We start from the raw sequence: 23,909 nt of genomic DNA, 5'->3' as shown, positions 1-23,909 counted from the left end.
GTTCATGCCTTCAGGGAGTCCTTGCGGTACAGCCAGGCGGCCGCACCGGTGAACAGTACGAAGTACACGGCGAGGATCGCCACGTCCTTCGCGTGCGGCGCACCGCCCAGCTCGATGGCCTGGCCGAGGCCCGCGTAGGCGTGGGTCGGCAGCCACTCGCAGATGTCGCGCAGCCACTGGGGGAAGTTCGCGGTGGGCATCCACAGGCCGCCGAGGATGGACAGGCCGAAGTAGAAGAGCATCGTGATCGGGCGGACGTTGTCGCCGCTGGCGAGGTAGCCGATGGCCACGCCGAGCGCGGCGAAGACGAGGCTGCCGGCCCAGATCGCGCCGGTGAGGGCGAACCACTGCCAGGCGTCGAAGCGTACGCCCTTGACGGCCGCGGCGACGGCGAAGACGACCAGGATGGACGGCAGGGACAGGACGCCCGCGCTGGCGGTCTTGGCGAGGACGTACCCGTGTCCGGGCAGGGCGGTCAGCCGCAGCTGGCGCACCCAGCCCTTCTCGCGTTCCTTGGCGATGCGCTCGCTGTTGCCCATCAGGACGGCGGTCAGGGCGCCGAAGGAGGCCATGGCGACCATGTAGAAGGCGGGCATGGCCAGTTCGGTGCCCATGACCTTCGTGGTGCCGTCCAGGGTGCCGCCGAGCATCAGGAAGAGGGCGGCCGGGTACAGGACGGTGAAGAACAGGTACTTCTTGTTGCGCAGGGCGCGGGAGATCTCCAGCTTGACCAGGCGCAGGGTGCCGGTGCTGACCGTGTTCGTCATCGGGTGGCCTCCTCGGCCTCGGTGAGGGCGATGAAGGCCTGTTCCAGGCCGAGGCCGGCGACCTCCAGGTTGCGGGGGTAGAGCCCGAGCGCGTAGACGGCGCGGACGGTGGCGTCGGCGTCGCGCGACTGGAGGCGCACGGTCGAGCCGGTCAGGTCGAAGGCGGTCAGTCCGGGCAGCGCGCGCAGGACCTTTTCGTCGACGGGGCCGTCGAGGTCGAAGGCGATCTTGCGGGCGCCGGCCCTGGCCTTGATCTCGGCGGCGGTGCCGTCGGCGAGCAGCCGGCCCTTGTTGAGGACCAGGACCCGGTCGGCGATCGCGTCGGCCTCTTCCAGGTAGTGGGTGGCGAACAGGACCGTGCGGCCCTGGGCGGCCTGTTCCCGCATGGTGGCCCAGAAGGCCTGGCGGGAGGTGACGTCCATGCCGGTGGTCGGTTCGTCGAGGACGATCAGGTCGTTGTGGCCGGCGGTGGCGAGGGCGAAGCGCACGCGCTGTTCCTGGCCGCCGGAGAGCTTGTTGACGAGCCGGCCGGCGATCTCCTGGATGCCGGCGCGGCTGAGCACCTCGTCCACCGGGTACGGGCGCGGGTGGAGGGCGCAGCCGAGGGTGACGAGCTCGCGTACGGTCACGTCCTCCATCAGGCCGCCGCTCTGGAGCATGGCGCCGACCCGGCCGGAGGCGATGGCCTCGCGGGGGGTGGTGCCGAAGAGGCGGACGATGCCGGAGTCGGCGGGGCGCAGGCCCAGGAGCAGGTCGAGGGTGGAGGACTTGCCGGCGCCGTTGGGGCCGAGGAGGGCGACGGTCTCGCCCGGATGGAGTGCGAGGGAGAGGCCGTCGACGGCCTTGACCTGGCCGTAGCTCTTCGTCACGTTCCGGAAGCTCACCACGGTGGCGGTGTCGCCGGTGCCGTCTGCGGGTCCCGGGGCGGCGGGGTGTGCCGCGGTCGTCGTCGTCATGGCCCAAGGTTCGCCCGCAGGGGGGTGGGCGCGGCAGTGTCGCGCGTCGTGACTGCCGCATGACAGATGTCATGCGGACGGCATGACACGCCTGGTGGGGCGGGGTGCGGTGAACACCGCGAAGCCCCTTCCCGGGAGCCGGGAAGGGGCTTCGTACGGTGCGTGCGGCCTGCGTACGGGCTCGCGTACGGGTCCGTCAGTTCGCGTTGGTGTCGATGGTGACGGTCCGTTCGGCGGCGGTCTTGCCGATGAGGGCCCTGCCGAGGGCGCCCGCGACGTCCTGCGGGGTGACGGGGGTCTTCGCGCCGGTGCCGCGGGTGATCAGGACCCCGTCGAAGGTGTTCCCGTAGGTGGCCTTCAGGGCCTCCAGGTCGTACTTCTCGACGAGGCGGCCGTCCACCGCGGACATGCTGAGGATCTTCGGCAGGGACTTGGCGCCGAAGGCGATGGACTTGCCGCCCGCCTTGACCGTGGCGTTGCCCGACATGGCCGGCTCCGCGAACTCCTTCATGGCCCGGTCCAGTTCGGCCTGGGTGACCGTGGGCTCCTTGGCCGCGGTGGGGAGGTCGACGGTGGGGGCCTTGCCGTTGGCGACGAGCTCGCGGAAGGCCTTGGTGACCTTGTCCACGGAGCCGTCGACGTCGAGGCCCTCACCGGCCTTGCCGGGGACGGCGACGGCCTTGCCGGTGTCGAACTTGATCGTGCCCTCGGAGGCCGAGCCGGCGGCGCCGGCCAGCTCCTGGAGGGACACCCGCAGCTTCTCCTCGTCGACCGGCATGACGGCGGTGGCCGTCCGCTCGACCCCGAACAGGGAGCCGATGACGGTGACCGGGTTGTAGTCGCTGCCGGTGGCGTTGCGCACGGTGGTCTGGCTGTCGAGGGTCAGGCCGGCCTTCTCGGGCTTCAGCTCGACCGTCTTGCCGCCGGCGCTGAGCTGGAGCGGGGCGGCGGCGCGCTTGCCGAAGGCCGCCTGGAGCTTGGCGACGGCGTCGTCGCGGCTGCCGCTGATGTCGACGCCGAGGACGGTGGTGCCCTTGGGGACGTCGGAGTGGTTCATCAGCAGTCCGGCGCCGTAGGCCACGCCGACGAGGGCGACGAGGCCGCCGCCGAGCAGGACCAGCTTGGAGCGGCCCTTCTTGGCGGTCTTGCCCGCCTTGCCGGCCTTGCCCGCCTTACCGGCCGGAGCGGGCGCGGGGCGGGCCTGGCGCGGCGGCTGCGGGCCGGGCGGCGGCGCGGCCGGGCCGGACACGGGGGCGGGGGCCGGGGCGTCGAAGGCCTCGGGGCCGGGCCAGCTCGGGGCCGCGTCGGCGCCCACGGGTACGGTGCCCAGCGCGGGTCCGCCGGTCGGCCCGGCGGGCTCCGGGAAGGCGGGGAAGGGCTCCGTCACGGGGCCGCCGTCGTACCCGGCGTACCCGTGGGGCGCGCCGGCGCCGGGGCCGCCCGGGGCGGGGGCCGGCGCGAAGCCGGCTCCGCTGCCGTGCGCGGCCGGGGGCTGCGGGCGGCCGGGGCCGCCGGCCGGGGGCGCGAAGCCCGCCCCGGTTCCGGCGGCGGGCGCGGCGGGCACGCCGGGAGCCGCGGGCACTCCGGAGCCGTAGCTCGCGCCGGGCCCGGCGGGCGCGGCGGGCGCCGCGGGCGGGGGCGTCGCAGCCGGCGGGGGCGTCGCCGCCTTGCGCGGGGCGAACCAGCCGCCGGCCGGCTCCGCGGCGGGCGCGGGGGCGGACTCCGGCGCGGGCCTGCCCGGCGCGGGCCTGCCCGGCGCGGGGGCCGGGGCCGGTACCGCGGGGAGCGAGGGGGCCGACGCCGCGGGCCGTCCCGGCGCGGCGGGGCGCTCGGGCGCGCGCGGAGCGCCGCCCGGGGCCGGTCCGGCGGCGGCCGCGGACGCGTCCTGGCCGCCGTCCTTCACGGGCTTGCGTACCACCACGGGCGGGATCGGCCGGGACCCGGGGATGTTGATCCGGATCCGGGTCGTCAGGTGGGTCTCGGTCTTCGGCCCGTCGGTGTCGGGCGTGGACGGGTTCGAGGTCACAGGATTCTCCTCCGGGACGGTCGCGGCGCCGGGACCAGGCGGCATGGCCGTGGACGGATACCGGCCGTTTCCATACGGCGGCGTACCCGAGGGGTAGGCGGCTCCACCGTGCCCTTGGGGCCCGGGGGACGAACTGTCGGTTTCACGACTCAAGGCAGGTTCTCCCGGTTGGCTCCGCCGCCCGCGTGCCGTGCGCGGGCAGCTCGGCGGCCCGTCCACCATACTGGCCGTCGCCCGCGCGCAACTGTCGCCCAGGAATCCGAGGTTCCTCTTACGCTCCCGCGCGCCCCCTTCCGAGGGACCGTCAAATCCCCGCAACACCTCCCCGATCGGCGGGAGCGGGAGTTCAGCGGCCCGTCATCCGCGGGAATTCGAGGCCGAAACGGAACCTTGCGCGGGGCCGCGCATCGTGGCACAGATCACAGCGGCCGCACTTCCCCCCAAAAGGTATGCGTACATGCCCATTCCGGAGGAACCGAGCAGGAAGTCCCCTTCGGGACGGGGGAGGCTGAGGACGACGTAGGAGAGGAACCAGCCGCCCGCCCCGGCGCCCACTCCGAGTCCCGTGCCGACGGCGATCCGGCCGGCGAGGAACAGCCCGCAGAGGGCCAGCAGCGCGAGCAGCAGCCCGCCCGGGAACCACAGGTCGACCACGAGCCAGCCGGCCGCACCGGTCAGCGCGCCCGCCACCAGCAGGCCGAGCAGGGCGGCGATCCGCCCGGGGGTCAGCGCGGTGGTCACACCCCCACCCCCGCGAAGAGGTCCCGCTCGCGCTCGCCGGCCGCGGCACCGGAGCGGCCGGCCGCCAACTCGTAGTACTCCCGGGCGAACAGGGGCTGGCCGAGGTCGTTGGAGAGGGCGAAGAAGGGGCCGTCGACCGCGATCTGGGTGGCGTGCGCCCGCATGGCGGCCGCCTTCGCCGCCGCCAGGACGCTCTCGCCGTCCTCGTCGCCGATCTCGGCGGTGATCCGCTCGTCGGGGACCACCCCCGGCACGTCGTCCGGGGCCGCGATGCCCGGGAAGGCGGCGCCCGCCGCACGCAGCCGCTCGAAGCCCTCCTCGACCACCGAGGCGGGGACGCGGTTCCAGTAGACCTTGGCGATCGCGTGCGGGGCGCCGAGCTCGGGGCGGAATGCGGCCTCGGCGGCCAGTTCCGCGCCGCGCACGGCGACCCGGTGGGCCTGGATGTGGTCGGGGTGGCCGTAGCCGCCGTTCGGGTCGTAGGTGACCAGGACCTGCGGGCGCAGCTCGCGGATGACCTCCACGAGGTACCCGGCGGCCTCGTCCGGGTCGGCCGACCAGAAGGAGCCGGGGCGGGCGTTCTGCGGGGCGCCCATCATCCCGGAGTCCCGGAAGCGGCCCGCGCCGCCGAGGAAGCGGTGGTCGGTGACCCCCAGTTCCTTCATGGCGGCGGCGAGCTCGCCGGCCCGGAACGGGCCGAGGGTGTCGTCGCGGTCCGGCGCCAGGTGGGCCAGATCCGGCGGGATGACCTCGCCCTCCTCGCCGAGGGTGCAGGTCACCAGCGCGACGTGGGCGCCCTCGGCCGCGTACTTGGCCATGGTGACGCCGTTGTTGATCGACTCGTCGTCCGGGTGCGCGTGCACGAGGAGCAGACGACGGGCGGGAAGACCGTTCATGGGGCCAGCCTACGAGCACGGCCTACAACTTGAGGCCACTGATCATGCTCGCCACGTTGGAGGTGAGCTGGCTGAGGGTGGGGGCCACCGTGGAACTCGCCAGGTAGAACCCGAGCAGTACGCAGACGAACGCGTGTCCCGCCTTCAGACCCGACTTCCGGACCAGAAGGAAGACGACGATCGCCAGCAGCACCACGGCCGAGATCGAGAGTGCCACGGCGTTTCACCTCCACGTCGAGCGGACATCGGTATGCGTACTCGTGCTCGGCGCATTCATACCCACCGTGCGCTACGGATCATAACTATCCGTACCAGCGCATCGATCGAATTCCGGCAGCACGCGGGGCGCATGCCGCGCACGGCCGGGGGCACGCGGAGGCCGGCCGGATGGGCCGCACGCCCCGCCGCACCCCCCGCCGGACGGCTGCCGGCCACCGCACGGCCGCACACGGTTCGGCGCGCCCGGCCCGGATCTCGGACAGAAACGGTCAAGTCGCCCCCATGTCCCCCGTGTTGATTCACCGGTGGAGCAGCCCGGGCCCGGTCTGCGGGGTGGCTGGAAATGATCGCCCGCGCGGCGTCGGGATCCGGCCGCCGCGGGCGCGCGCGGGCCGCGCACCGGCTCCTCCTCACACCGGTGGGGCGGGCGGCGGGGGGAGTTCGCCCGGGGGCGGCACCACCTGCTTCTCCGCCGCGAAGTGGCAGGCCGAGGGGTGGGCGGCCGGGCCCGAGGGGAAGACCGCGGGCACGGCCAGCGGCGGGACCTCCGTCGCACAGCGGGTTTCGGCCTTCCAGCAGCGGGTGCGGAAGGGGCAGCCCGAGGGCGGGTTGGCCGGGGAGGGTACGTCGCCGGTGAGGATGATCCGCTCCCGGTGGACGCGGGCCCGCGGATCGGGCACGGGTACGGCGGAGAGCAGCGCCTGGGTGTACGGGTGGGTGGGGTGGTCGTAGATCTCGGTGTCGGTGCCGATCTCGACGACGCGGCCCAGGTACATCACCCCGACCCGGTCGGAGATGTGCCGCACGATCGACAGGTCGTGCGCGATGAACACGTACGAGAGGCCGAACTCGTCCTGGAGCCGCTCCAGGAGGTTGACCACCTGCGCCTGCACGGAGACGTCGAGCGCGGAGACCGGCTCGTCCGCCACGATGACCTCCGGTCGCAGGGCGAGGCCGCGGGCGATGCCGATGCGCTGGCGCTGGCCGCCGGAGAACTGGTGCGGGTAGCGGTTGACGTACTCCGGGTTCAGGCCGACCACGTCCAGGAGCTCCTGGACCTTGCGGCGCCGGTCGCCCTTGGGAGCCACCTCGGGGTGGATCTCGTACGGCTCGCCGATGATGTCGCCGACCGTCATGCGCGGGTTCAGCGAGGTGTACGGGTCCTGGAACACCATCTGGATGTTGCGGCGCACCGCCTTCAGGGCGCGGCCCGACAGCTTGGTGATGTCCTCGCCCTTGTACGAGATCGCGCCGGCGGTGGGGCGTTCCAGGTTGACGAGCATCCGGGCGACGGTGGACTTCCCGCAGCCGGACTCGCCGACGATGCCGAGGGTCTCCCCCGGGGCGAGGGAGAAGGAGACCCCGTCGACGGCCTTGACCGCGCCGATCTGCCTCTTGAAGAGGATGCCCTGGGTCAGCGGGTAGTGCTTGACGAGGCCGCGGACCTCCAGGATGGGCTCAGGCACCGAGGCACTCCTTCCAGAAGAAGCAGGCACTGGCGCGGTCGGGGGCGACCTCGGCCAGCGGCGGCACCTCGGCCCGGCACACCGGCCGGGCCATCGGGCAGCGCGGGTTGAAGGCGCAGCCGGGCGGAATGGCCAGCAGGTTCGGCGGCAGGCCCTTGATGGCGTAGAGCTCCTGGCCCTTCTGGTCCAGGCGGGGGATGGAGTCGAGCAGGCCGCGGGTGTACGGGTGGGCCGGGGCCCTGTAGATCTCGTGGACGGGGGCCGCCTCGACGATCCGTCCCGCGTACATGACCGCGATCTTGTCGGCGACGTCGGCGACCACGCCGAGGTCGTGGGTGATCAGGATGAGGCCCATGTCGAGTTCGCGCTGGAGCTCGGCGAGCAGGTCCATGACCTGGGCCTGGACGGTGACGTCGAGGGCGGTGGTGGGCTCGTCGGCGATGATCAGGGAGGGTTCCAGGGCCAGCGCCATGGCGATCATGATGCGCTGGCGCATGCCGCCGGAGAACTGGTGCGGGTAGTCCCCCACCCGCTGGCGCGCCGCCGGGATCCTCACCCGGTCCATCAGCTCCACGGCCTTGGCCCTGGCGTCCTTGCGGGACATGCCGCGGTGGACCTCGAACATCTCGCCGAGCTGGGCGCCCACGCTGAGCACGGGGTTGAGGGAGGACAGGGCGTCCTGGAAGATCATCGCCATGTCGGCGCCGCGGATCCTCCGGCGTTCCTCCTCCTTCGTCTTCAGGAGGTCCTTGCCCTTGAAGAGGATCTCGCCGCCGGTGATCCGGCCCGGCGGCATGTCGAGGATCCCCATCACGGCCTGGGCCGTCACCGACTTGCCGGAGCCGGACTCGCCGAGCACGGCGAGGGTCTCGCCCTGGTCGACCGAGTAGTCCACTCCGTTCACGGCCTTGGCGACCCCGTCGCGGGTGGTGAACTCCACGTGCAGGTCGCGCACTTCGAGCAGCATCTGGCGGTCCCCTCCTCAGCGCAGCTTGGGGTCGAGGGCGTCGCGCACCGCGTCGCCGAGCATGATGAAGGCGAGCACGGTCAGGCTCAGGGCGCCCGCCGGCCAGAGCAGCATGTGCGGGGCGTTGCGGATCTGGGAGGCGGCGTTGGAGATGTCGATGCCCCAGGAGACGGTGGGCGGGCGCAGGCCCACGCCGAGGAAGGACAGGGTGGCCTCCAGGGCGATGTAGGTGCCCAGCGCGATGGTGGCGACGACGATGACGGGGGCGACGGCATTGGGGGCCACGTGGCGCAGCAGCATGCGGCCGTTGCCGGCGCCGAGGGCCCGGGCGGCCTGGACGTAGTCGTTCTGTTTGGCGGTGATCACCGAGCCGCGGGCGATGCGGGCGAGCTGTGGCCAGCCGAGCAGCACGATGAAGCCGACGACGGGCCACACGGTGCTGCTGGTGACCACGGACAGGAAGACCAGGCCGCCGAGGACGACGGGGATGCCGAAGAAGATGTCGGCGACCCGGGAGAGCAGCGCGTCGCCCCAGCCGCCGAAGAACCCGGCGAGCCCGCCGAGTACGGAGCCCAGCAGGGCGGCGCCGACGGTGGCGCAGACGCCGACGGTGATGGAGGCGCGGGCCCCGTAGACGGTGCGGGTGTAGACGTCGCAGCCCTGGGTGTCGTACCCGAAGGGGTGTCCCGGGGCGGAGTTCTGCTGTGATTTGGACAGGTCGCACTGGAGGGGGTCGCCGTCGGCGATGAGCTGGGGCCAGATGGCGATGACGACGAGGAAGAGGATGAGCAGCGCGGAGACGATGAAGACGGGGTTGCGGCGCAGCTGGTGCCAGGCGTCGGACCACAGCGAGCGGGCCTTCTCCCGCGGGGCGGCCGGACCGGGCGGCTGGGCGGTGCCTTCCACGCTTTCGGCCTCCTGGAGGGCCAGGTCCATGGCCCCGCCCTGGCCGGTGGGCGACATCGCCTCGCGGGAGCGCGGGCCCACGGGGTCGTAGCCGCCGGGGCCTTCGGGGCGCTCGGGCTCAGGCATAACGGATCCTCGGGTCCAGGACCGCGTAGAGCAGGTCGACGAGCAGGTTCGCCACCAGGAAGACGATGACGAGGATGGTGACGAACCCGACCACGGTGGGCGAGTTGTTGCGCAGGATGCCCTGGTAGAGCTGGTAGCCGACGCCGTGGATGTTGAAGATCCGCTCCGTGACGATGGCGCCGCCCATCAGGGCGCCGATGTCGGTGCCGATGAAGGTGACCACCGGGATCAGGGAGTTGCGCAGCAGGTGGCGGGTGATGACCCGGCGGCGCGGCAGGCCCTTGGCGACCGCGGTGCGGACGTAGTCGGCCTTGACGTTCTCGGCGATGGAGGTCCGCGACAGCCGGGTGACGTACGCGAGGGAGACCAGGGCCAGGACGATGCCGGGCAGGAGCAGCTGTCCGAGGGGGGCGTCCGGGGAGACGGTGGGGCGCACCCAGCCCCATCTGACGCCGAAGACGAACTGGAGCAGGTAGCCGGTGACGAAGGTGGGCACCGAGATGACGACGAGGGTGAGCACCAGCAGGGTGGTGTCGACGGCCTTGCCGCGGCGCAGGCCGCTGACCACGCCGAGGGTGATGCCGGCGAGGACCTCGATGACGATGGCGACCAGGGTCAGGCGCAGGGTGACGGGGAAGGCGGAGGCCATCAGCTCGGTGACCGGCTGGCCGTTGAAGGCCGTGCCGAAGTCGCCCTGGAAGATCTGCCCCATGTAGTGGACGTACTGCTGCCACAGGGGGCGGTCGAGGTAGAGGTCCCTGCGGATGCGGGCGGCGGTGGCGGGGTCGGGGGCCTTGTCGCCGAAGAGGGCCGCGACCGGGTCGCCGAGCGCGTACACCATGATGAAGATCAGGAAGGTGCTGCCGATGAACACGGGGATCATCTGGAGCAGCCGCCGGATCACGTAACGTCCCATGACTGCTCCAGGGTCGATCCGTCGGAGTGGTCAGCTGACCTTGATCTCGTTGTAGACCGGGACGCTGAACTGGTTCAGGGCGACGTCGGAGATCCGCTCGGAGTGCCCGGCGCTTCCGTTCTGGTACCAGAGGGGGATGGAGGGCATCTGCTCGGCGAGGATCTTCTCGGCGTCCTGGAAGGAGGCGGTGGCCTTGGCGGCGTCGGTCTCCTGGTTGGCCTGGTCGATCAGCTTGTCGAAGTCCGGGCTGCTGAACTTGCCGTAGTTGGAGGAGGCTCCGGTGTAGTACAGCGGCTGGAGGAAGTTCTGGATCAGCGGGTAGTCGGCCTGCCAGCCCGAACGGAAGGGGCCGGTGAGCTTGAAGGCGCTCTGCTGGTTGCGGAAGTCCGCGAAGGTGCCGACGGGGTTGACCGTGCAGACGGGTCCCTCGCCGAGGGCGTTGTTGACGCTGTTGCAGACGGCGTCCATCCAGTCGCGGTGCGAGCCGGTGTCCACGTTCGAGGTGAGGGTCATCTTGCCGCCGGGCAGGCCGCCGGCCTCCTGGATCAGCTTCTTCGCCTCGGCGGGGTTGTAGGCGCAGGCGTCCCCGCAGAGGGTGGACTTGAAGCCGCCCTTGTCGCCGAGGGCCGGGGACGTCCAGTCCTTGGCGGGAGTGCGGGTCTCGCGGAAGATCTGCTGGGTGATCTCGTCCCGGTTGATCGCCATCGAGATGCCGCGGCGGACCTTCTCCATGCCCTCCTTGCCCCACTGGGGGTCGTACAGCGGGAAGGTGAGGGTCTGGATGATGAGGGCCGGCTGGTTGATGTAGCGGTCGCCGAGGTCGTCCTTGACGTTCTTCAGCTGCTGGGCCGGGACGTCGTCGACGAGGTCGAGGTTGCCGGAGATCAGGTCGGTGTAGGCGGTGTTGTTGTCGGTGTAGACCTTGAGGTCCACGCCGCCGTTCTGCGCCTTGTCCGGGCCGGGGTAGCCGTCCCACGTGCGCAGCTTCATGCCGGTGCCCTTGGTGTACGAGTCCACCGTGTAGGGGCCGTTGCCGACGGGCTTGTCGAGCCAGGCGGAGTGGTCGGTGAAGAAGGCCTTGGGGAGGGGGGAGAAGGCCTGGTAGCCGAGGGTCTCGGGCCAGGTGGAGAACTTGGCCTTCAGGGCGACGGTGAAGGTCTTGGCGTCCTTGACGACGAGGCCGGACATCGTCTTGGCCTTGGGTTCGCCGTTCGCCGGGTGCAGGTCGGCGTAGCCGACGATGTCGGAGAAGAAGGGCGCGTTGTTCTGCTTGTTGCGCACGTCCGCCGCGTAGTTCCAGGCGTCCACGAAGGACTGGGCGGTCACCGGCTCGTCGTTGCTGAACTTCCAGCCGTCCTTCAGGGTGATGGTGAAGTTCTGGCCGTCGGTGGTCTCGATCTTCTCGGCGACCATGTTCGTGGCCTCGCCGGTCTTCGCGTCGTAGCGCTTGAGGCCCCGGAAGAGCATGTCGAGGACCTTGCCGCCCTGCACCTCGTTGGTGTTGGCGGGCTCCAGCGGGTTCTGCGGGTCACCCCAGGAGGAGCTGACGATCCCGTCCGCGCCACCGCCCCCGCCGCTGTCGCTTCCGCCGCCGCAGGCCGTCGCCGCGAGGGCGACGGCCACCGCACATGCGGCCCACTTGGCGTGGGTGGCTCCGCGCATGGAGTGCCTCCTATGGCTCCCAAGACTCACTTAGGGGCAATGTCACCCTATGTGGGATGCCGTGCACTCACGGTTGGACCGATTGCACCCTCGCGTCCCCCGCCTGTCACCCCTGCGAGTGCAACGGGAGCTCCCAGGTGTCGACCGCGTAGTGCAGGCCCATGCCGTGCGACTCGTACAGGGCCAGGGCGCCGCTCTCGTTGAGGGTGTCCACCCCGAGGCCCAGGGTGTCACGGCCGCGGTCGGCGTACACGGCGAAGGCGTGGCGCAGCAGGTGGCCGCCGACGCCCCTGCCGCGCAGGTCGGCGCGCACCCCGAGGTGGCTGATCCAGCCCATGCTGGTGCGGTCGTCGCGGCTGAACAGCACGGCCGCGTCGCCCTCGCCGGGCAGGCTCGCGATCCACACCAGCGACCAGTCGAGGGAGCGGCCGTCGACGTGGTCCAGCCAGGCCTCGTACGGCCGCTCGACGTGCCCGAAGTGGGCGGCGAAGGTCTCCTCCACCAGGGCGTGGGCGCGGCGCCGGTCGGCCTCGTCGGCGGCGCAGTCGCGCAGGGCGAGGCCCCCGGGCGGCGCGGGGGGCAGGTCGACGGGGCCCAGCCGCCGGGTCATCACCTGGTAGCGGCGCACGCTGCGGTAGCGGCGGCCGGTGAGGAGGGTGAGGTTCAGGGTGGGCTCGACGTTGAGCTGGATCCGCAGCCGGGCGCCGGCTCCGGTGCCCGCGGCCATCCTGCGGGCCCGCTCCTCCATCCGGTGCAGCAGCGCCAGGGCGGCCCGGTCGTGGCCGGGCAGTACGTAGTGGTCACCGTCGACCCGGCCGGGTCCGGAGTCGGCCCAGACCAGGGCGTAGGCGACGAGCCGGCCGCCCTGGAAGGCGAGCCAGGAGTCGGTGGCCAGGTCCACGTCGGGGTTCTTCAGATCGGCCTCGACGGTGCCCAGGTCGGTCTCGGGCCTGCCGATCTCGATGACGTCCACGGCGTTGAGCAGTGCGCAGATGTCTCGGGCGTCCCCGGGCCCGGCGGGCCGGACGGTCAGCGTGTCGGTCATCCGCCCACTGTCGGCGGCGGCGCGCCGCGGCCGCAACCGGCTTTTCCGTACGCGCACGCGCCGGGGCGCCCGGTCCGGAGGTGTTCCGGTCCGGGCGCCCCGGTGTTGCTGCGCCGTGCTCGGGTCAGACGCCCAGGACGGCCTTCTCCTCGGCGAAGTGGCAGGCCGACTCGTGCGCGGCCGGGGTGTCGACGCCCTGGAAGCGCGTCGGGATCGCCAGCAGCGGCTCCTCCGTGGCGCACTTCTCCTCGGCCTTCCAGCAGCGGGTGCGGAAGCGGCAGCCCGAGGGCGGGTTGGCCGGGGAGGGGACGTCACCGGTGAGGATGATCCGCTCGCGGCCCTCGCGGGCCTCCGGGTCCGGCACCGGGACGGCCGACAGCAGCGCCTGCGTGTACGGGTGGGTCGGGTGGTCGTAGATCTCGGCGTCGGTGCCGATCTCCGCCATCTTGCCCAGGTACATGACGCCGACGCGGTCGGAGATGTGCCGGACGATCGACAGGTCGTGCGCGATGAAGACGTAGGACAGGTTGAACTCGTCCTGGAGCTTCTCCATCAGGTTGATGACCTGGGCCTGCACCGACACGTCGAGCGCGGAGACCGGCTCGTCGCAGATGATGATCTCCGGGTTGAGCGCGAGGCCGCGGGCGATGCCGATGCGCTGGCGCTGGCCGCCGGAGAACTGGTGCGGGTACCGGTTGATGTACTCCGGATTCAGGCCCACGACGTCCAGGAGCTCCTGGACCTTGCGGCGCCGGTCGCCCTTGGGAGCCACCTCGGGGTGGATCTCGTACGGCTCGCCGATGATGTCGCCGACCGTCATGCGCGGGTTCAGCGAGGTGTACGGGTCCTGGAACACCATCTGGATGTTGCGGCGCACCGCCTTCAGGGCCGCGCCGGACAGCTTGGTGATGTCCTGGCCCTTGTAGAAGACCTCGCCGGCGGTGGCCTTCTCCAGGCTCATCAGCAGCTTGGCGACGGTGGACTTGCCGCAGCCGGACTCGCCGACGATGCCGAGGGTCTCACCGGCGTACAGGTCGAACGAGACGCCGTCGACGGCCTTGACCGCTCCGACCTGCTTCTTGAACAGGATTCCCTGGGTCAGCGGGAAGTGCTTGACCAGGTTGCGCACCTGGAGGATCGGCTCGCCCTTGGGCTCGGTGAGCTCAGCCATGGATCTGCTCCTTCCAGAAGTGGCACGCGCTGCCGCGGCCGGGCATCTGCGTGCCGTCCTGCTCGGTCACCTGGTGCAGGACCGGAACGTCGGTACGGCAGATGTCCTGGGCCTTGGGGCAGCGCGGGTTGAAGGCGCAGCCCGGGGGGATGTTGAGCAGGTTGGGCGGCAGGCCCTTGATCGCGTAGAGCTCCTGGCCCTTCTGGTCCAGGCGCGGGATCGAGTCGAGCAGGCCGCGGGTGTACGGGTGCGCCGGGCGGCTGTAGATCTCGTGGACCGGGGCGTTCTCGACGATCCGGCCGCCGTACATGACGGCGATCTTGTCCGCGACGTCGGCGACGACACCGAGGTCGTGGGTGATCAGGATCAGGCCCATGTTCATCTCGCGCTGGAGCTCCGCGAGCAGGTCCATGACCTGGGCCTGGACCGTCACGTCGAGGGCCGTGGTCGGCTCGTCGGCGATGATCAGGTCCGGCTCCAGGGCCATCGCCATGGCGATCATGATGCGCTGGCGCATACCGCCGGAGAACTGGTGGGGGTAGTCACCCACGCGCGCCTTGGCGGCGGGGATCTTCACCCGGTCCATCAGCTCGACGGCCTTGGCGGTGGCGTCCTTCTTGGACATGCCGCGGTGCACGCGGAACATCTCGCCCAGCTGGGCGCCGACGGTGTGCACCGGGTTCAGCGAGGACAGCGCGTCCTGGAAGATCATGGCGATCTTCTGGCCGCGGACCTTGCGGAACTCCTCGGCCGGGAGCTTCAGCAGGTCCTGGCCCTGGAAGAGGATCTCACCGGAGGGGATCCTGCCGGGCGGCATGTCCAGGATGCCCATGATGGCCTGGGCCGTCACGGACTTGCCGGAGCCGGACTCGCCGAGCACGGCGAGGGTCTCGCCGGCATCGACGGAGTACGAGACACCGTTGACGGCCTTGGCAACGCCGTCACGGGTGTGGAACTCGACGTGCAGGTCGCGCACTTCGAGCAGCGGGGTCCCCTCCGGCGCCGAGCGCGGCGCGGGGACGTTCGAGGTCTTGTCGATGGTGGTCAACGTACGCCCTTCCTCAGCGCAGCTTCGGGTCGAGGGCGTCGCGTACCGCGTCGCCGACCATGATGAATGCGAGCACGGTGATGCTCAGCGCGATCGACGGGAACAGCAGCACGTGCGGTGCCTGGAGCCAGCGGACGGAGGCGTCGCTGACCATCAGGCCCCAGGAGATCTGCGGGGGCTGCACGCCGATGCCGAGGTACGACAGGGCGGCCTCCGCCGAGATGTACACACCCAGGCTGATCGCGCCGACCACGATGACGGGGGCGACGGCGTTCGGCAGGATGTGGCGGATCGTGATGCGCAGGGTGCCGGCACCGAGGGCGCGGGCGGCGACCACGTAGTCGTTGTTCTTGTTCTGCAGCACCGAGGACCGCATGATGCGGAAGATCTGCGGCCAGCCGAGGATCGCGAGCACCAGCGAGACCGTCCAGGCGTTGCCCGGCAGGGCCGACATGATCAGCATGCCGCCGAGGAGCAGCGGGATCGCGAAGAAGATCTCGGTGAAGCGGGACAGGAAGCTGTCGACGATGCCGCCGACCCAGCCGGCGATCAGGCCGAGGGCGCCGCCGACGAGCAGGACCAGCGTGGTGGTGACGACGCCGACGATCACGGAGTTGCGGGCGGCCCACACCGTACGGGTGTAGACGTCGCAGCCCTGGATGTCGAAGCCGAACCAGTGCGCGGAGCTGGGGGTCTTGAGCGAGTCCTCCAGCTTGCAGGCGCCCGAGTCGAAGGGGCTGCCGTCGGTGAACAGCTGCGGCACCGCGGCGACGATCAGCAGGAACACGACGAGCACGGCGCCGATGATGAAGATCGGGTTGCGGCGCAGGTCCTGGAGGGCGTCGGACCAGAGGCTGGCCTCGCGGTCCTTCTTCTTCTTGACCTCGGGCGCCTTGGCGCCGGCGGAGGTGGCGCCGGCGGTCTGGGTGTCGGTCATCGAGTCCTCCACCGTCTTCGTGTCACGCATAGCGGATCCTCGGGTCGAGCACGGCGTACAGCAGGTCCACCAGGAGGTTGGCGACGAGGTAGATGAGGACCAGGAGGGTCACACCTCCCACGACGACGGCACCCTGCTTCAGGTACACGGACTGGGCGAGCAGGCCGCCGAGGCCGTGGATGTTGAAGATGCGCTCGGTGATGACGGCACCGCCCATGAGGGCGCCGAGGTCGGCGCCGAGGAAGGTGACGATCGGGATCAGCGCGTTGCGCAGCGCGTGGTTGACCACGACGCGGCGGCGGGGCAGGCCCTTGGCGGTGGCGGTGCGGACGTAGTCGGCCCGCATCGTCTCCATGAGGCTGGTACGGGTCAGTCGGGCCACGTACGCCAGGGAGGTGGAGGCGAGGACCCACGCCGGGAGGAGGTAGGCGCGGAATCCGTCGTTCTCGTTGAAGGAGACGGAGAAGAGCTCGATGCCCCAGTTGTTCTTCAGCTGTACGCCGAGGGTCAGCTGCAGGACGAAACCGGTCACGAAGACGGGGATCGAGATGACCATCAGGGTGGAGATGAGGACCAGCTGGTCGAGGAACTTGCCGCGGCGCAGGGCGGCCATGATGCCGGCCGCGACGCCGACGACGGCCTCGATGACGAAGGAGAAGATCGCGAGGTTCACCGTGTACGGGAAGGCCTCGCCGATCAGGTCGGCGACCTTGCGCCCGGTGAGGGTCTCGCCGAGGTCGCCCTGGAAGACGCCGGTGATGTAGTTCCAGTACTGCAGCAGGAACGGGTCGTCCAGGTGGTACTTCTCGCGCAGCATCGACGCGACGAGCGGGTCTGCCTTCTTCTCGCCGGCGAGCAGCTGAATCGGGTCAGCGCCGGGCATCGCGAAGGTCAGCAGGTAGATCAGGAACGTGGCACCGATCAGAACAGGGATCGCCTGTATGAGTCGGCGGATGAGGTAGCGGCCCATCAGACCTCCAGCAAAGAACAGGGGGAAAGGCGGGCAGACGGAAACCTGATTCCGTCTGCCCGCCCCCGAAGCCCCTAAGTGACGAGGGGTGTTAGTTGCGCTCGACGTTCGCCAGGTCCATGCGGCCCTGGGCGTCGACCTCGACGTTCTTCACGGACTTGGAGTAGGCCGAAGAAGACATGTACGTGAACACCGGGATGTACGGAAGGTCCTTGATGATGATGTCATCGGCCTTCTGGTACAGCTTCAGGCCCTCGGCGGGGTCGGTCGCCTTGTCGGCGTCCGCCATGACCTTCTCGAACTCGTCGTTCTTGTAGTGGCCGTAGTTGGAGCCCTGCTCGATCGCCTGCTTCGAGAAGATCGGGCGCAGGTAGTTCTCCGCCGCCGGGTAGTCCATGGACCACGCCATGCGGAAGCCGCCCTTGTACTTCGCCGCGCCCAGGTCGTCCAGCATGTCGCCGAACTTGGCGTACGGCTTGGCGGTGACCTCGATGCCGAGGTTCGTCTTCAGCTGGTTGGCGACGGCCTCGATCCACTCCTTGTGGCCGCCGTCGGCGTTGTAGCCGAGCTCCATCTTGTTGCCGGGGACACCGCCGGCCTTCTCGAAGAGCTCCTTGGCCTTGGTCGGGTTGTACTGGCCGACCTCGCCCAGCGCGCCCTTGCGGTAGCCCGGGATGATGGGGCTGATGAAGTCGTCGGCCGGCTTGCGGGTGCCGTTGAAGATGGTCTTCGTGATGGCTTCCCGGTCGATGGCCATGGAGAGGGCCTGGCGGATCTCCACCTTGCCGAAGGCCTCGGGGTTGGTCTCCAGCGGGAGGCCGATGTAGCCGACGCCCGACTCGGGCTTGTACAGGTAGCGGTCGCCGAACTCCTGCGAGACCGAGGCCATCGCGGAGACGGGGAGCTTGTCGACGATCTGGATGTTGTCGGCGCGCAGGTCGTTGTACGCCGTGTCCAGGTTGTCGTAGATCTTGAAGGTGACGCCGGCCAGCTTCGCACGGCCCTCGGCCGGGTACTTGTCGAAGCGCTTGACCTTGATCTGCTTGTTGTGCTCCCAGTTGCCGTCCATCTGGAAGGGGCCGTTGCCGATCGGCTGCTCGCCGAACTTCTTGACACCCTGCGTCTCGAAGGCCTTCGGCAGCGGGTAGAAGGCGTTGTAGCCCAGCATGGTCTTGAACTGGGAGAAGGGCTCCTTCAGCGTGACGGTGAAGGTCTTCTCGTCAACGACCTTGAGGCCCTTGAGCTCCTTCGCCGTGGGCTTCTTGTCCTTGCCCGGGGCGAGCTCGTCGGAGCCCTCGATCTTGGAGAAGAACGGCATGCCCTCGGCGGCGTTCTCCTGGTTGGCGCCCCAGTTCCAGGCGCGGACGAAGGACTGGGCGTCGACCTTCTCACCGTTGTGGAAGGTGAAGCCGTCCTTGACCTTGATGGTCCAGGTCTTCGAGTCCGTCGTCTCGATGGACTCGGCGACGTCGAGCTTCGGCTCGTTGGTCTTGTTGTCGTACTTGACCAGGCCGGCGAAGAGCGCGTTGAGGACCTCGGCGCCTTCGGACTCGGCCGTGTTCTGGCCCACCAGGCCGTGCTGCGGCTCGCCGAGCACAACGGTGATGTTGCCGCCCTTGCCACCGGCGTCGTTGCTACCGGTGCTGCAAGCCGTCGCGGCCATGGCCACGATGACGGCACCCGCGACCCACTTGGCGCTCGTTGCTCCGCGCATGGGTATTTGCCTCCTCAGGAGTCACTGTCGATTCGTGAAGGACCCGGTTCGCGCTGACACCCCTGACAGCGGGATCCGGTCCCATCGGTGTGTGCTCGTGAGTCGACGCTCCCCACAGCGTGTGACCCATTGACCCGAGCTCAATGGAGCCATCCTCAGGGACTGCCAGGCCGTAAACCACACTTAAGTGGTCTCGTTTTCACAACATCACCGCATGGCGAAAACCCGAAATCCGGACAAACAGATAGGAGACAGACACGTGCGAAACGGACGGTTGACTCATCATCCGGTGCGTCACGGCCGGTATGCGGACACCAGAACGCAACAATCCGTTTGACAAATGCGAACGGCCCCTCCCCGCACCGGTCCGGTGCGGGGAGGGGCCGTCGTCAGTCGATCGGTTCAAGCCAGAGCCGCACTCGCGTGCGACTCGCGTCCTACTTGGCCGACTTGGCGCGCGACGCGGTGCGCGAGCGCTCCTTCTGGTCCAGGACGACCTTGCGGATGCGCACGGCCTCCGGGGTCACCTCGACGCACTCGTCGTCGCGGCAGAACTCCAGGGACTGCTCCAGGGAGAGCTTGCGCGGCGGGATCACGTTCTCCGTGTTGTCCGCGGAAGCCGCACGCATGTTGGTGAGCTTCTTCTCCTTGGTGATGTTCACGTCCATGTCGTCGGAGCGCGAGTTCTCACCGACGATCATGCCCTCGTACACCTCGGTGCCGGGCTCGGTGAACAGGACACCGCGCTCCTGGAGGTTGATCATGGCGAACGGGGTGACCGCACCGGCGCGGTCGGCGACCAGCGAACCGTTGTTGCGGGTGACCAGCGGGCCGAACCACGGCTCGTGGCCCTCGTGGATCGAGTGGGCGATGCCCGTACCGCGGGTGTTGGTCAGGAACTCCGTGCGGAAGCCGATGAGGCCGCGCGACGGGACGACGAACTCCATGCGGACCCAGCCGGAGCCGTGGTTCGACATGTTGTCCATGCGGCCCTTGCGGACGCCCATGAGCTGCGTGACGGCGCCCATGTGCTCCTCGGGCACGTCGATGGTCATGCGCTCGACCGGCTCGTGGACCTTGCCGTCGATCTCCTGCGTGACCACCTGCGGCTTGCCGATGGTCAGCTCGAAGCCCTCGCGGCGCATCTGCTCGACCAGGATGGCCAGCGCGAGCTCACCGCGGCCCTGGACCTCCCAGGCATCGGGGCGCTCGGTGTCCAGGACGCGGAGCGAGACGTTGCCGATGAGCTCGCGGTCCAGACGGTCCTTGACCTGGCGGGCGGTGACCTTGCGGTCCTTGACCGCGGACTTGGCGTCCGCGCCCTTGCCGGTGCCGCCGCGGCCGACCATCGGGGAGGTGTTCGTACCGATGGTCATGGAGATCGCCGGCTCGTCCACCGAGATCAGCGGCAGGGCGATCGGGTTCTCCGGGTCGGCCAGGGTCTCGCCGATCATGATGTCCGGGATACCGGCGACGGCGCAGATGTCGCCCGGGCCCGCCACCTCGGCCGGCTTGCGGGTGAGCGCCTCGGTCATCATCAGCTCGGTGATGCGGACGTTGGAGATGGAGCCGTCACGCTTGATCCACGCGACCGTCTGGCCCTTGCGCAGCTCGCCCTGCTCGACGCGCAGGAGCGCGATGCGGCCGAGGAAGTTGTCGGCGTCCAGGTTGGTGACGTGGGCCTGGAGGGGGGCCTCGTCGTCGTAGACCGGGGCGGGGACGTGCTCCAGGATGGTGGAGAAGAACGGCTCCAGGCTGTCGCTGTCCGCGGGGACGGTGCCGTCCTCCGGCTTGGTCAGCGAGGCGACGCCGTCACGGCCGCAGGCGTAGACGATCGGGAACTCGATCTGGTCCTCGTCCGCGTCCAGGTCCAGGAAGAGGTCGTACGTCTCGTTGACGACCTCGTCGATCCGGGAGTCCGGGCGGTCCGTCTTGTTGATGCAGAGGATGACCGGCATCTTCGCCTGCAGGGCCTTGCGCAGCACGAAGCGGGTCTGGGGCAGCGGACCCTCGGAGGCGTCCACCAGCAGGACGACGGCGTCCACCATCGACAGACCGCGCTCGACCTCACCACCGAAGTCGGCGTGGCCGGGGGTGTCGATGATGTTGATCGTGATCGGGGCCCCGCCGTCCTTGGGGTGGTACTTCACCGCCGTGTTCTTGGCGAGGATCGTGATGCCCTTCTCACGCTCCAGGTCGTTCGAGTCCATCATGCGGTCGTCGAGCTGCTGGTGGGCGGCGAAGGCACCGGCCTGCTTGAGCATGGCATCGACGATGGTCGTCTTGCCATGGTCGACGTGGGCGACGATGGCGACGTTACGGATGTCGTGGCGCGTGGGCACTTCGGCGCTTCTCCCGGGATCGTGGATGGCGTCGCGTACGGTCCGGCACGCGCGCCTCGACCGGGCGGAAAACCTGCCACGGCCTTACCCCATCGTACGTCGATTGGCGGGAACCGGCTGCCGGGGGGTCTGTCAAGAGGCCGGAGGGCTGAGGAACGCCGGGTGTGGGGTGGGGGTTCCCGGCGGGGGCCGCGGCCTGTGTCCGTGCTGTGTTCGTGCTGTGTTCGTGCGGGTCAATGGGTAGGCACGACCTTGCCCGCCGGGGGATCCGGCGGGCAAGGAACTTGAGTCACTTCTGAGCTTGCCGGTCGCGGGTCAACCCGACAGGCCCCGTTTTTTCATCACTTCTTCTCCCCCGCTCCTCCTGCCCGGCTACTTCTTCTCCTTCTTGGCGTCCTTGTCCTGGGGAGGCTTCTTCCACCCGATGTCCTGGTAGCGGGGCACCCCGAGCCCGAAGGCCCCGGCGTTGGCCAGGTTCGGCTTGACGGCGACCAGCTCGGGCCGCTGGTAGAGCGGGATGGAGCCGGCCGCGGCCCAGATCCGGGCGTCCGCCTTGCGCATCAGCTCGCGGGCCTGCTCCTCGTCCAGCTCGCCGGCCGCCTGGTCGAAGAGCTGGTCGATGTGGTCGGTGCCGACCCGGGTGTAGTTCTGCTCGACCAGGAGCGAGCCGTCGGCGGCCGGCTCCGGCTTGGCGAAGATGGGCCGGGCGTCGGTGGCCGGGAAGGCCGTCGCGGGCCAGGAGTAGAGGGCCAGGTCGTACTGGCCCGAGGCGATGTGGTCCTTGAAGAAGCTCTCGTCCGCGACCTTGGTGATCTGGGTGCCGATGCCGACCTTCTGGAGCATCTGGGAGATCCGCTCGCCGACCGTGCGCAGGGCCTCCGAGCCGGGGCCCGCCGGGAGGACGAAGCGCAGGCTGAGGGCCTTGCCGTCCTTGGCGAGCATCGTCCCCGAGGTGCGGACGGCCTGCTTGGCCGGGGCGGGGGTCGGGCTGGCCACCGCGTCCTTGGCATCGTCCTCCGCGGCGGGGGCCTTGGCGTCGTCGGCCGCTGCGGAGGCGGCGGAGGCGGCCGCGGCCGCTTCCAGGGCCTGCGCCTGGCCCAGCAGTACCTGCTCCTGGTGGGCGGCGAAGGAGGCAGGCTCCGCCTCGAAGCCGCGCGCCGGCCCCTGCGGCAGGACGCGCAGCCCCGCCGCGGGGGCGCCGGGCAGCCCGGGCCGGGCCGCCGCCCCGCGCACGCCGAGGTCACCGGCCGCCGCGCGCAGGTCGCCGTTGCGCCCGTCGTCCTGGCCCACGATGTAGAGGCCGTCGTTGCCGGTGCCGGGGCCCTGCGGGGTCTTGGAGTCGTCCCGCGTGCTCTCGGGCCCCGCCTTCGCCCCGGCCGGCTCGGTGATCTTGCCGCCCCTGCGCCAGCCCGCGTCCGCCAGCAGGGCCTGCGCCGCCTGCGTGTCCTGGCCGCCGAGGGCCTCGCTGTTGTCCGCGTACGCCTGCTGCCCGGCCAGCGCCAGGTGGCTGCCGACCGGCTTCGCGGGCAGGCCCAGCGGTCCCAGGACGATCTGCGCCAGCGTCTTGCGGTCCAGGGCGCGGGCCACCGCCCGGCGGACCCGCTCGTCCGACAGCGGGCCGGAGGCGCCGTTCATGGCGAGCTGGGTGTAGGCGGGCTCCAGCGACTTGCGGACCGTGAAGCCGCGCAGGGCCGCCTGCTCCTCGGCGTACTTCCTGGCGGCCTCGGCGTTCTTCTGGCGGTTCTCCTGCTCCTCCCTGGCCTTGGTCTCGTCCGCGCCGTGGGCCAGCGCCCAGGACAGGGTGGCCTGCGCGACGGTGAGCGAGGCGCCCGGCCCGTGGGTGCCGTCCACGCGCCCGGCGTCCCGGTGGGCGAGGGCGATGCGGTCGGCGCCCGAACGGTCGATCTCGGCCAGGTCGACCTTCCCGGCGGCGAGCGCCGCCGGGCGGCCCGACCGGGGCACCGCCGTCAGCACGAGCGTGTCCAGCTTGGCCGGCCGGCCCCACCAGCGCGGGTTGCGGGACAGGGCCGCGGTGCCGGTCTTCTTGTCGATGGTCCCGAGGCCGAACGGCCCGGCCGTGACCTTGAGGGCGCCGCGGGCGCCCTCGTTGAAGGCCTCGGGGGTGCCCATGACCTGCTTGGGGTAGAGCGGGCTGAACAGGGACCGCCAGTCGGAGTACGGCCGGCCGAAGGTTACCTTGACCTCCAGGTCGGTCTTGCCGCGCTCGATCTTCTCGATCCGGTCGTAGCCGGCGTTGCGCGCGGTCCAGAACGCCGAGTCCTTGCCGTTCAGGGCGCGCCACTGGGCGACGAAGTCGGCGGCGCCGATCTCGCGCCCGTCGCTCCACACCGCCTGCTGGTTCAGCTTGTACAGGACGACCTGCTTGGGCTCGCGCTCGACGACCTCGGCCTTCTCCAGGTAGTCGGAATCGGCCACCGGCCGGCCCTTGGCGTCGAGCGTGAACAGCTGGGGCAGGACCGCGCCCGCGATCCGGGTGGTGGTGGCGTCCGCATCGGCCTGGAAGGTGTTCAGGGTCTGCGGCATGGAGTCCACGGCCCAGCGCAGCACGCCGCCGTCGGCGACCTGCTCGCGGACGGTCGCCGCGATGTCCGGTCCCGCGACGGCCGGGCCGCCCTCCTCCTCACCCGCCCCGCAGCCCGCGAGGAGCGGCAGTGCAAGGACTCCCGAGGCGAGGAGCGCCAAGGACCTGCGCTTTCTCTGGGTCATGGGTGGTACCTCCGGGGCGGGGCGTGAGGACTGCGAAACGGGGTTCTTGATCACGTTCGGCGGTATATGGAGCTGATCACACTGGTGCCGCACCCCACTGAAATCGACCGCCGCCCCCGTCCTTCGGAGCGGCCCCTCGCCACGCCGCGAACCCCACCCGTGCGGACCAATCCGGCTTGCGCCCCGGGCTCCGGCCCCCGCCCCGGTCGGCCGCCGGGACGCGCGCCCAGGCGAGCGTTCCCTCGTTCGAGGGATGAAGAGGGGGCAGGGAGGGGCGCACGGTTTGCGCCTGCGCGCCCGGAATCGC

The 23,909-nt window shown here is 70.5% G+C and carries 19 protein-coding genes; all 19 read right to left on the bottom strand.

Annotated features, from left to right (window positions below):
• Positions 1–2: 2 nt before the first annotated feature.
• The 19 genes from ACZ501_RS08255 to ACZ501_RS08165 all read right to left on the bottom strand — a co-directional run bounded on the left by ACZ501_RS08255 (position 3) and on the right by ACZ501_RS08165 (position 23,602).
• On the bottom strand, positions 3–767 hold the full coding sequence (locus ACZ501_RS08255) for an ABC transporter permease (RefSeq protein WP_361610760.1): 765 nt from the start codon (positions 765–767) through the stop codon (positions 3–5).
• Positions 764–1,723, bottom strand: coding sequence for an ABC transporter ATP-binding protein (locus ACZ501_RS08250; RefSeq protein ID WP_468793420.1), 960 nt, complete (start codon positions 1,721–1,723; stop codon positions 764–766). The genes ACZ501_RS08255 and ACZ501_RS08250 overlap by 4 nt, the downstream gene beginning before the upstream one ends.
• A 196-nt stretch (positions 1,724–1,919) precedes the next feature.
• Entirely contained in the window at positions 1,920–3,902 is a 1,983-nt protein-coding gene (locus ACZ501_RS08245; protein ID WP_468793417.1) for a hypothetical protein, read from the bottom strand.
• A 204-nt stretch (positions 3,903–4,106) separates the two neighbouring features.
• Positions 4,107–4,490 (bottom strand): DUF6113 family protein, encoded by a 384-nt coding sequence (locus tag ACZ501_RS08240; protein ID WP_361598307.1) that lies wholly within the window; start codon positions 4,488–4,490, stop codon positions 4,107–4,109.
• Positions 4,487–5,386: an N-acetyl-1-D-myo-inositol-2-amino-2-deoxy-alpha-D-glucopyranoside deacetylase gene (gene mshB, locus ACZ501_RS08235; RefSeq protein WP_468793414.1), complete on the bottom strand. Its 900-nt coding sequence runs from the start codon at positions 5,384–5,386 to the stop codon at positions 4,487–4,489. Before mshB ends, ACZ501_RS08240 begins: the two co-directional genes overlap by 4 nt.
• A gap of 22 nt (positions 5,387–5,408) precedes the next feature.
• Positions 5,409–5,603, bottom strand: coding sequence for a hypothetical protein (locus ACZ501_RS08230; protein ID WP_007266329.1), 195 nt, complete (start codon positions 5,601–5,603; stop codon positions 5,409–5,411).
• Between the two features lie 412 nt (positions 5,604–6,015).
• The gene (locus ACZ501_RS08225) at positions 6,016–7,071 is read right to left on the bottom strand and encodes an ABC transporter ATP-binding protein (protein ID WP_361598313.1); all 1,056 of its coding nucleotides are present in this window, start codon (positions 7,069–7,071) and stop codon (positions 6,016–6,018) included.
• Positions 7,064–8,038, bottom strand: coding sequence for an ABC transporter ATP-binding protein (locus ACZ501_RS08220; RefSeq protein WP_361598316.1), 975 nt, complete (start codon positions 8,036–8,038; stop codon positions 7,064–7,066). Before ACZ501_RS08220 ends, ACZ501_RS08225 begins: the two co-directional genes overlap by 8 nt.
• Positions 8,039–8,053: 15 nt before the next feature.
• Positions 8,054–9,070 carry an ABC transporter permease gene (locus ACZ501_RS08215; RefSeq protein WP_468793411.1) on the bottom strand — a complete coding sequence of 339 codons (1,017 nt, stop codon included), beginning with the start codon at positions 9,068–9,070 and terminating at the stop codon, positions 8,054–8,056.
• On the bottom strand, positions 9,063–9,986 hold the full coding sequence (locus ACZ501_RS08210; RefSeq protein ID WP_468793408.1) for an ABC transporter permease: 924 nt from the start codon (positions 9,984–9,986) through the stop codon (positions 9,063–9,065). Before ACZ501_RS08210 ends, ACZ501_RS08215 begins: the two co-directional genes overlap by 8 nt.
• Positions 9,987–10,016: 30 nt before the next feature.
• Positions 10,017–11,648, bottom strand: coding sequence for a peptide ABC transporter substrate-binding protein (locus ACZ501_RS08205; RefSeq protein ID WP_361598325.1), 1,632 nt, complete (start codon positions 11,646–11,648; stop codon positions 10,017–10,019).
• 106 nt (positions 11,649–11,754) lie between these two features.
• Positions 11,755–12,693 (bottom strand): GNAT family N-acetyltransferase, encoded by a 939-nt coding sequence (locus ACZ501_RS08200; RefSeq protein WP_468793405.1) that lies wholly within the window; start codon positions 12,691–12,693, stop codon positions 11,755–11,757.
• Positions 12,694–12,817: 124 nt separating this feature from the next.
• The gene (locus ACZ501_RS08195) at positions 12,818–13,864 is read right to left on the bottom strand and encodes an ABC transporter ATP-binding protein (RefSeq protein ID WP_361598331.1); all 1,047 of its coding nucleotides are present in this window, start codon (positions 13,862–13,864) and stop codon (positions 12,818–12,820) included.
• Positions 13,857–14,912 carry an ABC transporter ATP-binding protein gene (locus ACZ501_RS08190; protein ID WP_361598334.1) on the bottom strand — a complete coding sequence of 352 codons (1,056 nt, stop codon included), beginning with the start codon at positions 14,910–14,912 and terminating at the stop codon, positions 13,857–13,859. The genes ACZ501_RS08195 and ACZ501_RS08190 overlap by 8 nt, the downstream gene beginning before the upstream one ends.
• A gap of 13 nt (positions 14,913–14,925) precedes the next feature.
• Positions 14,926–15,879, bottom strand: a complete 954-nt coding sequence (locus ACZ501_RS08185) for an ABC transporter permease (protein ID WP_361598337.1) — start codon at positions 15,877–15,879, stop codon at positions 14,926–14,928.
• Positions 15,872–16,819 carry an ABC transporter permease gene (locus ACZ501_RS08180; protein ID WP_361598340.1) on the bottom strand — a complete coding sequence of 316 codons (948 nt, stop codon included), beginning with the start codon at positions 16,817–16,819 and terminating at the stop codon, positions 15,872–15,874. The genes ACZ501_RS08185 and ACZ501_RS08180 overlap by 8 nt, the downstream gene beginning before the upstream one ends.
• 91 nt (positions 16,820–16,910) lie before the next feature.
• Positions 16,911–18,533 (bottom strand): peptide ABC transporter substrate-binding protein, encoded by a 1,623-nt coding sequence (locus tag ACZ501_RS08175; RefSeq protein WP_361598343.1) that lies wholly within the window; start codon positions 18,531–18,533, stop codon positions 16,911–16,913.
• Between the two features lie 437 nt (positions 18,534–18,970).
• Entirely contained in the window at positions 18,971–20,875 is a 1,905-nt protein-coding gene (gene typA, locus ACZ501_RS08170) for a translational GTPase TypA (protein ID WP_361598346.1), read from the bottom strand.
• Between the two features lie 372 nt (positions 20,876–21,247).
• On the bottom strand, positions 21,248–23,602 hold the full coding sequence (locus ACZ501_RS08165) for an ABC transporter family substrate-binding protein (protein ID WP_468793402.1): 2,355 nt from the start codon (positions 23,600–23,602) through the stop codon (positions 21,248–21,250).
• Positions 23,603–23,909: the final 307 nt, after the last annotated feature.

It is taken from the genome of Streptomyces sp. NPDC034085 (assembly GCF_055575555.1).
This window is presented reverse-complemented; position numbering and strand designations above follow the sequence as displayed.